Here is a 9,193-nt window from a genome sequence, read left to right as displayed (position 1 = left end):
CGTTCGTCCTGAGCCAGGATCAAACTCTCCAAACAATGTCTGTCAAGCAGAACCCGGCTGAGCACCCCAAAAAAGGGTGTCAACCAAAGGAACCATCCCCCACCATCGGTGGGTGGACGGAGGTAATGCATCATGCACTGGCTTTTAGCACACTGTTGAGTTCTCAAGAAACGAACGCGTCCACCATCCGCCCGGACCCTCAGGCCCGTTCTTCTGGGGCGTACCCATTCGCTTTTCGCTTGATCCGATTCTACAAGTTCTGGTCGATCTCGGTCAAACCGGCCGATCTTCCCGAACCTGTACAATCTTCACTGCCCCGTCTCCGGAGCAACCCTTCTAACTTACCAGGCCTTCTGGTCAGAAGCAACCAAGCTTCTAGATCCAGGAGATCTGAGGACAGAAGGGGCAGCTACCTCGTCGTCTTCGCCCCTCACTGGGGGCTTGCGATCGGCTCGCTGCACCGCAGACTCTAGCAGTCCGCCGCGCCGTCCACATCACAGACGCAATTTATGAAGCGTTCCCCCTCCGTACACCCCTCAAACACCCCCAAACTTTCAGGCGGGTGTGGCGTGAGCGCAACCGTTCGGCAAGCGCTTCGCAATCAGGCGCCGGTACGAAGTACTCACGAGCCAGTCCTCCTGTGGAGGTGTTCCACTATGACCCGATCGGAGTTCGACGACATCCGGGCTTACATCGCCGCGGAGGCGAACCACGCCGGGGACCTGCTACGGGTCGCCAGGAACCTGCTTGACGACCTTGAGCATGCCCGCATGCGCGAGGCGAACCTTCGCACGCACTACCTGCGGCTCCTCACCGCCGCGCGGGCCGCGATCGCGGCGCAGATGGCGGGTGACGGCGATCCGCTGACGTTCCTTCAGCACGAGTTGGGTGCCCACGGCCAGCTGCCCGGCGTGGGCGAGGGGGTGAACCAGGTCCTTTCCGATGCGCGGAGTGCGTCGGAGATGGTCGCGGCGCTTGAGCCGGCGCCGCCGCGTACGGCGGGGCCGCGGCTTCGCCGGTGTGTGGGCGCCAGCCGTACGTTGCCGGGTTGACGGACGGGTCGGACGGCGCGGTGGGCACCGGATGCGGTGAGCACGGGAGGGGCGGCGCCGTCCGGCGGAGGGTCCGAAGGAAGGGCCGACAGAGGGAAGGTCGAGGGGCCGCACCGGCGTCCGAGGGGGCCGGGTCGGTGCGGTCAATAGGGTCACGAAAGTTGTTGACCTGCACTTGAGGCAAGATCTGTAACACTGCACACATGTGGCAACGGGGGTTGAATTGGGCGGCTATCGCCCTGGTGGGCGGCTTCGGTTTTCTCTGGCTGGGCGTGGTGCTCTTTGCGGCGGTGGACAGTGCGCCGGTGGCGCGTTTGGCGCAGGGGGCGTTCGGGATGGTTCTGATGGCGTGGGCTCTGTACAAGGCGACGTTCATGCTTCGGAGGCCGCGGGAGGACGGTCGGCCTGAGGACGGCCGGGCGGCGAGTGTGCCCCACATCTGACGCCCCCGGTCGGGGGCGTGCGGCGGCTGGGCCTGGCAGGGGCGTCCCCTGCCAGGCCCAGCGGTCGTTAGGTCGGGGGATGCCAGGTGGACCGGGCGGGCGCGGAGCGGGGGTGCACGGGGGTCGTGGCGTTCTTTACTTCGGCTCCGCGGGGGCGTCGGAGAACGAAGTGGCAAGAGAGCCGATGTGATTTGCGTAGCGATGTGAATACCGGAGGTAACTCCGCCTATCCGGCGGGACGACCGGGATGTCGGGGCGGTTCGATCACGCAGGGCAGGCGGGGGAATGCGCGCTCGGAGGGCGCGTGGGAGGTGCGGGAGGGGCCGACCTACGCGCATCGGGTGCCTGCGCCGAGTGGAAGGCCTCCCACTGTGGCCTTAAGGCTGGACGGCGGATATATTTAGATTTCCTACTTTCTGACTAGGTTGTGTCGCTTATCTCGTCGGAGAGGAAGGGCTCAGTGACCGTTTACAGCCGCCGTCGGGCCTACGCGGGGGGTCGTCGGCATGGGATGGCGGAGCAGCGTGGCGCTCTCCGCCCTCTTGATCAACCACGCGGCCGAGCAGCATCGGGCGAGCGTGCGGGCGAAGGGGAGATCTGGCATGCGGTTGTCGCAACTGTCACAACCCGTGGGCGCAGTGTCGGCGCGGAACGCGACAGGCTGTCGCGAGTGTGGCCGGGGGGCCGGCGACACGAAAACTCCATAGGCTTCCATCCATATTCCGTCTGTGACGTCTGCATACGGTGAGTGATTTCACCGTGCTCGACCGAGCAGCGGATCCCAGAACGAGACTCTTTTCTCACACCCCACCTGCCGGACGAGCGACGACAGGCGTGAATCGACGTGCCTTCGGTAAGGGCGGCGAGCGACGTGGTGAGCGACGTGGCGATCGGGGCCTGAAACGTGAGGCGCAACCTACACCGTTCAGATCACTTCAGGGGCATGGAGAACGCCAGGTGGAGTGCATAGAAAGGAATTCACCGGCGATCGGCCGCGTGGAATCGGTCATCGCGTTCCCGGCCCGCACGGTGCGACACCGGGAGAGACGTTTGCTGCGTGAGGCCGTCGACTCCCTGGAGCTGGGGCGGGGCCAGGTCGTGGAGTTGACGGGAGACCCGGGAACGGGCAAGACCCGGCTGGTCGCCGAACTGCTGGGTTACGCGCAGCGCCGGGGGGTGCAGGTCGCGCATGTGAGGAGCACGGAATATGAGCGGCAGGTGCCGTACAGGTCGCTGGCGCTCCTGTTGGAGGAGCAGCCGCTCAGCGGATGGCGATCGCATCTGTCGGCGGAGGAGCACGAACTGATCGGCAAGGCGGTCGGCGCGCGCTCCGGGCAAGCGATGTCGGGGACGCGATCGCGGTGTGGTCAGCGCGTGGCGGGGGCGATGCGCACGCTGCTTGAGCAGCGCATTCGCCACAGGACCATCATTGTCCTGGAGGATTTCCACTGGGCCGATTCCGAGTCCGCGGATCTCGTCGACTTTCTGGTCCGCCACCCGCTGGCCGCTCCCCTGCTGCTGATCGTCGTGCAGCGTCCCCGCCAGACATCTCCCCGTTTCCGTGGCACGCTCGCGCACGGCCTGGAGATGGGTACGGTGACCCGCATCGAGCTGGCGCCGCTGTCGCTGGAGCAGTCGGCCCATTTCCTGGGCACCACGCTGCAGGATCCGCAGCTGCCCGACCTGCACACGGCCTCCCGCGGTATCCCGCTCTATCTGGCCGCGCTCGCCGACGGGACGGGGGAAGGCGGAGACGCCACCCCCTGTGATCACGTGCCGACGCAGATCGCCGATCTGCTGCTCGGCGAGATCGCCGCGCTCGATCCGCGGGATTCGCTCGTGGCGGCGGCGGCGGCGGTGCTGGGTGACCGGTGTGAGGCGGCCTTGCTGGCCTCGGTGACGGAGCTGGGAGAGGAGGACGTCGACGCCTCGATCGGGTCGCTGCTTGAGCGGGACATCTTGCGTACGGGGGTGAACAACTCCGGGTTGACGGTGCGCCACCCGATTCTGCGTAAGGTCATCTACAACAATGCGCTTTCGTCGTGGCGGTGGACCGCGCATCGGAACGCCATCGCAGCGCTGTCCGGGCGCGGGGCGCCGGCGGGCGTGCTCGCGGAGCATGTCGAGTGTGCCGTGTCCGGTGCGGACCTGGGCGATCTGCACATTCTCCGGCAGGCGGCGGAAGACGCGCTGCTCACCGACCCTGAGAGGGCGGCTCACTGGCTGGAGGTCGCCTATCGCGATTTTCCGGAGGAGGCTCTGGAGCCGCGGATCCGGGCGGAGTTGCTGCTGCTGGGCAGCCGGGTGCTGGCGATGTCCGGGAGGCTGCCGGAAAGCCGTGACCTATTCCACCGGACCATCGCGGCCTCCGCGCCGGAGGACGGTGACGTGCGCGCGTCGGCGGTCGCGTCGTGTGCGGTGGTCGAGTGCCTGCTCGGGCACTTCGCCGAGGCGAGAGCTCTGCTCGCCGAGGAGATCGAACGTGCGACGGCCAGCCCCGACCCACCCCGTCAGACCCCGATCCTGCTCATCGAACACGGGCTGATCGGGAGTTTCGACGGTCAGATGCCCACCTGCGACCAGGTGGAGCGCGCCGTACGGTTGGCCCGGCAGCACGGGGACCGGCTGGCGGAGAGCGGGGCGTACGTCCTCAAAGCCCTGTGCGACGCGTTCAACAACCTTCCGAGGGCGAGAACGTCGCTGGCGGTGGGGGCGGAGGCGGTCGACCGGCTTCCGGACGCCGAGTTCGCCGCCCATCCGGAGTTTCTGGGGATGCTCGGGTGGGCGGAGACGCTGGCGGGGCTGTACCAGGACGCTGAACGGCACTTCACCCGCGGGGTGGAGATCGCGCGGAAGTCGGGCCACTCCCACATGCTTCCCGCCCTGATGATCGGGCTGGGCAACATCCACCGGCACATCGGCCATCTGGAGGAGGCCCGGCGGACGGCCGTCGAGGCCAGAGAACTCGCCGACCGTATCAATGCCGAGCACGTCAGCGGCCTCGCGCTGGCGCTGGAGGCCCTGGCCACCACGTGGTCCAGTGGTGAGGAGACCAAGCGGGCGGTCGAGCTGGCGGAGCGGGCGCTGCACGCGCTGCGGTCGCGGGACTTCTACTGGAGCGTGGCGGGCGCCGTCGCTCTCGCCACGACGGCGTGCCTGGACGGCGACCACAACCGGTGCGTGACCATCCTCATCGACGCCGGTCGCGGGCCGGAGCTCTCCCGACTGCCGCCGTTCATTCGCGCTCAGTGTTTCGCGATGGTGCTCGCGGCCACACTGGAGACGGGCGAACCGGCCGACGACTGGGCGGAACGCGCCGAGGAGGCGGCCGAGGGCCTGGAGTTGCGGACTCCGTGCGCGTACGCGTTTCTGGCCCGCGGCGTGGCGTTGCGCTCTCGGGGAGACCTGCTGGCGGCGGCCGACCGCATCCAGCAGGCGGCGGATCTGTTCGCCGAGTCGGGGATGAGCCACGCCAAGGCCCAGATGCTCCTGCTGGCCGCCCGGTGTCTCATCGACTACCACTGCCCGCGGCAGGCCACGCGCCTGCTGGTGCTCGCCAAGGAGCTCGCGCGGCGATGTGGCGGGGGGCGGGTCTATGAGGAGGCCGTACGGCAGGAGCACATCGTGGCGGCGCTGCCCGCGACGCCGGACGCGGTGGGCTGCAACCTTTCGGCGCTGACCAGGCGAGAGCGGGAGATCGCGGGGCTGGCGGGCGACGGGCTGAAGACCCGGGAGATCGCCGCGAGGCTTTCGCTGAGCCCGCGGACGGTGGACGTCCATTTGACCCGGGTCTACCGCAAGCTCAACATCAGCTCGCGGGCCATGCTGGCCCGGGTGCTCGTCGGCAGCAGGCCGCCGGGCGATCGGTGACGCGGCGCCGATGCCGGCGCACGCGCCGGGGCCGGGGGGAGGGCCGGGGCCGGGAGCGGTGCCGGGAGCGGTGCCGGGGGCAGGGCGGTACCGGGGCTGGGGCGGCTGCTTGCTGCTAGATCGGCTTTAGGTCGATCGCGGAGGGTGGGGGCGAAGCGTAAGCCCGCCCGAGCCGACGGAAGGACCGGGATGCACGCCTCGGACCCTTACCTGCTGCCCGACATGCTCGACCTGCTGGATATGCCTGGCCTGCCGAGCCTGCCCGACTTGCCTGACTTGCCCGACTTGCTCAACCCGCTCAACCTGTCTCACGTGCACGGCATGCACGCTATGCACGGCATGTCGCATGTGCGCGGCTGGTCGCGCCGGCCGAACTTACGTGGTCTGCCGGGCGACGCGGCCTTTGTGCATTCGCCGTACGGCGGTGCGGTCGCGTGCGGCGGGACCGGGCTCGTGGCGGGGTGGCCGCGATGAGCGTTGAGCGTGTCGCGGAGCTGTTTCGCGCCGGACGCCTGGCCGCCGAGTATCCGCTGGTCCGCGGGCTGCTGTCCGCCGCGGACGGCGACGGCCTGCGGCGGGCCGGACATGTGTTGGAACGGCTCCGGCCGGACGATGTCCTGCGTGAGCACCCGGACACCTCCGTCCTGACGGTGGCGGTCATCGGCCATGGGACCGTGGGCACGGTGGTGCCGGTTCTGACCGCCGAACTGGCCCGACACGGGCTGCTGATGCGGCCGTTCCTGGGGGATTTCCAGGGCTATGTGGTGGAGCTGGGCGATCCCGGGAGCGATCTGTACGCGGCCGACCCGGACCTCGTGCTCTGTGTGCTCGACCCGGCCGTCGTGTTCGACGAGGTGGGGGTGCCGTGGCGGGTCGACGATGTGGAGCGGGTCCTCGGCGAGAAGGTGCGGCTGGTGGAGCGCCTGGCGGCGCGGTTCGCCGAGACCGCGCGAGGCACGCTGGTGCTCAACACGCTGCCGCTGACATCGCATGCCACCGCACAGGTCACCGATCACCGGTCGCGGGCCCGGCTCGGCGCGGTGTGGCGCGCGGCCTGCTCTGATCTGCTGCGTCTTGGAGAGAGCAACCCTTCGGTGGTGACGATCGACCTCGACCCTCTGATCGCGGAGGGCATCGCCGTGACCGACCAGCGGCAGAGCCTGTACGCGGGGCAGCATCTGTCGGCCGAACTGCTGGCGAGATACGCGCGTGAGATCGGGCACCTGGCGCGGCACCTGGCGGGTCTGACCAAGAAATGCCTGGTGGTCGATCTGGACGGGACGTTGTGGGGCGGGATCCTGGGCGACGACGGGGTTGAGGGCATCGAGGTGGCGGGCGGCTACAGGGGCAGGGCGTTCACCGCCTTCCAGCGCACCGTCAAGCAGCTCGCCTCACACGGTGTGCTTCTGGCGGCGGTCAGCAAGAACGACCTGGGGGCGGTGCGCGAGGCGCTGGACAAGCATCCGGAGATGACGCTGCGGGAGGACGACTTCGTCCGTGTCATCGCCAACTGGCGGCCGAAGCATGACAATCTGCGGGAGCTCGCGGGCGATCTCAACCTCTCGGTGGACTCGATGGTGTTCGCCGACGACAGCGCGTTCGAGTGCGGGCTGGTACGGCGGGAGCTGCCCGGAGTGGCCGTGGTCGCCCTCGACGAGGAGCCCGCGCTGCACGCGGCGAGGCTGCTGGCGGACGGCTGGTTCGACTCCCGGGAGCTGACCGTGGAGGACCGCTCCCGCCCCCGGCTCTACCGGGAAGAACTGGTCCGTAAGGATTTCCTGGACTCTTTCGCGTCGCTGGACGACTATCTCACCTCACTGGACGTGCGGGTACGGCTGGAGGACGCGGCCGACACGCACGTGTCGCGGATCTCCCAGCTCACTTTGCGTACGAACCAGTTCAATCTGACGACCCGCCGGTTGCAGCCGGCCGATGTCCAGGCTTTCGCCGCCGAGCCCGGTCGGCGGGTGCTCGCCGTACGCACTTCGGATCGGTTCGGCGAGAACGGCCTGACCGGGGCGATCTTCGTGCGGGTCGTCGGCGAGGTGCTGCACATCGACAACTTCCTCCTGAGCTGCCGGGTGTTCTCACGGGGCATCGAGCAGGCGTGCCTGCTGGCGGTGCTGCGCCACGCTTCGGCGGCCGGGTTGCGGGAGGTCCTGGGCACGTATCGTCCCACCGCGAAAAACGGCAAGGTCCGCGATTTCTATACGCGCAACGGCTTCGTGTCCGTCGATGGCGGGGCGGACGGCGGGGTGGACAGGGCCGCCGACGGCGGGGTGGACAGGGCCGCCGACGGCAGAGCAGACCGAGCCGCCGACGGCGGAGCGGACGGAGCCGCGTGGTTCCGCCACGACCTTGACGAGATCGCCGATCCGCCGGCGCACGTGCGCCTGTTCGACGGCCTGGCCGTACCGGAAACTGGAGGGACCGCTTCGTGACCACGATCGATGACTTCGTCGCCCTGCTGAGGGACGAGCTGGGCCTGGACGTAGGGCGTGAGGACCTCGGGCGGAGCCTGGACGAGGTGGCGGGCTGGAACTCGATCCACCTGCTCGCCCTGGCGACCAGGTTGGAGCGGGTGAGTGGGCGGCCGGTCGTGCTGCCTGAGCTGTTGAAGGCGGGCTCCCTGGAGGAGATCTACGCGGCGGCGGTCGGGCCGTGACCGCGAGGCCGACCGGCCGGCGGGCCGGCGGAGAACGGGGCGCTGGAGAAGCCGACCGGCGGACCACCGAAGAACGGGTCGCCGCGGAACAGGTCGTTGGAGAACGGCTCACCACGGAAGGGGTCACCAGGGAAGGGGTCGGCACGGAACGGGTCGTCAGGGAACGGCGACACACGCTCTACTTCCTTGATGAGATCCGGCCTTTCTCGCCGGTGTTCCTCGACACCGAGGTGAACATGAGCGCGGTGCTCGCGCATCGCCGGGCCGGCCGGGCGCAGGGGCTCCGCCGTTCGGTGGTGACGTATGTGGTCCGCGCGGCGGCCGGTGTGCTGGCCGTGCATCCGGAGGCGAACGCCGCGATCCGGGGATGGTTCAATCCGCGCGTCGCGCGGTTCGGGCGGGTCCACGCGAAGATCACGCTGGACAAGACCGTCGGGGGGCGGCGGGTGGTGCTGTCGGCGGTGCTGAGGGATGTGGACCGGGCGGACCTGGACGAGGTGCAGCGCCAGGTGGAGAGGTTCCGGGACGGCGACGCCGAGACGATGGACGAGTTCGCGGGGGCGCGGCTGCTGCACCGGCTGCCGGTGCTGGTGGGGCGTGTCGCGTATCGCCGGGTCGTACGGCCGCTGCGGAGGCGGCCGGAGCTGTTCGGCACGTTCGCCGTCACGTCGCTGGGCCATCGGCCGGTGGACGGGTTCTACTCGGTGGGCGGTACGACGGTCACGCTGGGCGTCGGGCGGATCGCCGACCGTCCGGTGGTGCTGGACGGGGTGCTCGGCGTCGCGCCGACCATGCGGCTGAGCCTGGCCTTCGACCACCGGGTCATCGACGGGGCGGAGGCCGCCGACGTGCTCGCGGAGATCAAGGACGCGCTGGAGAAGGCCGCGGAGTTCTGATCGGGTTGCAGGTTCGGGTTCCGGGCTCGGGTCGGGATTCCGGATTCGGGTCTGGGTTCCGGATTCGGAATCCCGCCCCGGTCAGGGTTCGGGCTCGGGTCCAGATTCCGGATTCCGGGTTCGGTCTGGGTTCGGGCTCAGATTCGGGGTTCGGGTTCTGGGCTCGGGTTTTGGGTTTCGGGCTTGGGTTGGGCGTTCTGTTGGCGGGTTCGAGGCTCTGTGGCGGGCAGGGCTCTTTAGACGGCGCCAAGGATGCCCTTTAGCCGC

At 68.9% G+C, this 9,193-nt stretch carries 7 protein-coding genes; all 7 read left to right on the top strand.

From position 1 onward, the window contains the following. The first annotated feature begins 656 nt into the window (after positions 1-656). Positions 657-1,052 (top strand): hypothetical protein, encoded by a 396-nt coding sequence (locus BLQ73_RS12325; RefSeq protein ID WP_093170529.1) that lies wholly within the window; start codon positions 657-659, stop codon positions 1,050-1,052. A gap of 203 nt (positions 1,053-1,255) precedes the next feature. Continuing rightward, on the top strand, positions 1,256-1,495 hold the full coding sequence (locus tag BLQ73_RS12320) for a hypothetical protein (protein ID WP_093170528.1): 240 nt from the start codon (positions 1,256-1,258) through the stop codon (positions 1,493-1,495). A 744-nt stretch (positions 1,496-2,239) separates the two neighbouring features. Beyond that, the gene (locus tag BLQ73_RS32345) at positions 2,240-5,365 is read left to right on the top strand and encodes an AAA family ATPase (RefSeq protein ID WP_093170527.1); all 3,126 of its coding nucleotides are present in this window, start codon (positions 2,240-2,242) and stop codon (positions 5,363-5,365) included. A 189-nt stretch (positions 5,366-5,554) separates the two neighbouring features. After that, positions 5,555-5,839, top strand: a complete 285-nt coding sequence (locus tag BLQ73_RS12310; RefSeq protein ID WP_093170526.1) for a hypothetical protein — start codon at positions 5,555-5,557, stop codon at positions 5,837-5,839. Beyond that, the gene (locus BLQ73_RS12305) at positions 5,836-7,806 is read left to right on the top strand and encodes an HAD-IIIC family phosphatase (protein ID WP_093170567.1); all 1,971 of its coding nucleotides are present in this window, start codon (positions 5,836-5,838) and stop codon (positions 7,804-7,806) included. Before BLQ73_RS12310 ends, BLQ73_RS12305 begins: the two co-directional genes overlap by 4 nt. Next, on the top strand, positions 7,803-8,030 hold the full coding sequence (locus BLQ73_RS12300; RefSeq protein ID WP_093170525.1) for an acyl carrier protein: 228 nt from the start codon (positions 7,803-7,805) through the stop codon (positions 8,028-8,030). The genes BLQ73_RS12305 and BLQ73_RS12300 overlap by 4 nt, the downstream gene beginning before the upstream one ends. After that, the gene (locus tag BLQ73_RS12295) at positions 8,027-8,926 is read left to right on the top strand and encodes a 2-oxo acid dehydrogenase subunit E2 (protein ID WP_218125796.1); all 900 of its coding nucleotides are present in this window, start codon (positions 8,027-8,029) and stop codon (positions 8,924-8,926) included. Before BLQ73_RS12300 ends, BLQ73_RS12295 begins: the two co-directional genes overlap by 4 nt. Positions 8,927-9,193: the final 267 nt, after the last annotated feature.

It is taken from the genome of Sinosporangium album, assembly GCF_900100605.1.
In the GTDB taxonomy this organism is placed as follows: domain Bacteria; phylum Actinomycetota; class Actinomycetes; order Streptosporangiales; family Streptosporangiaceae; genus Sinosporangium; species Sinosporangium album.
The sequence above is the reverse complement of the archived record's forward strand: the minus strand, read 5'-3'. Positions and strand labels throughout refer to the sequence as shown.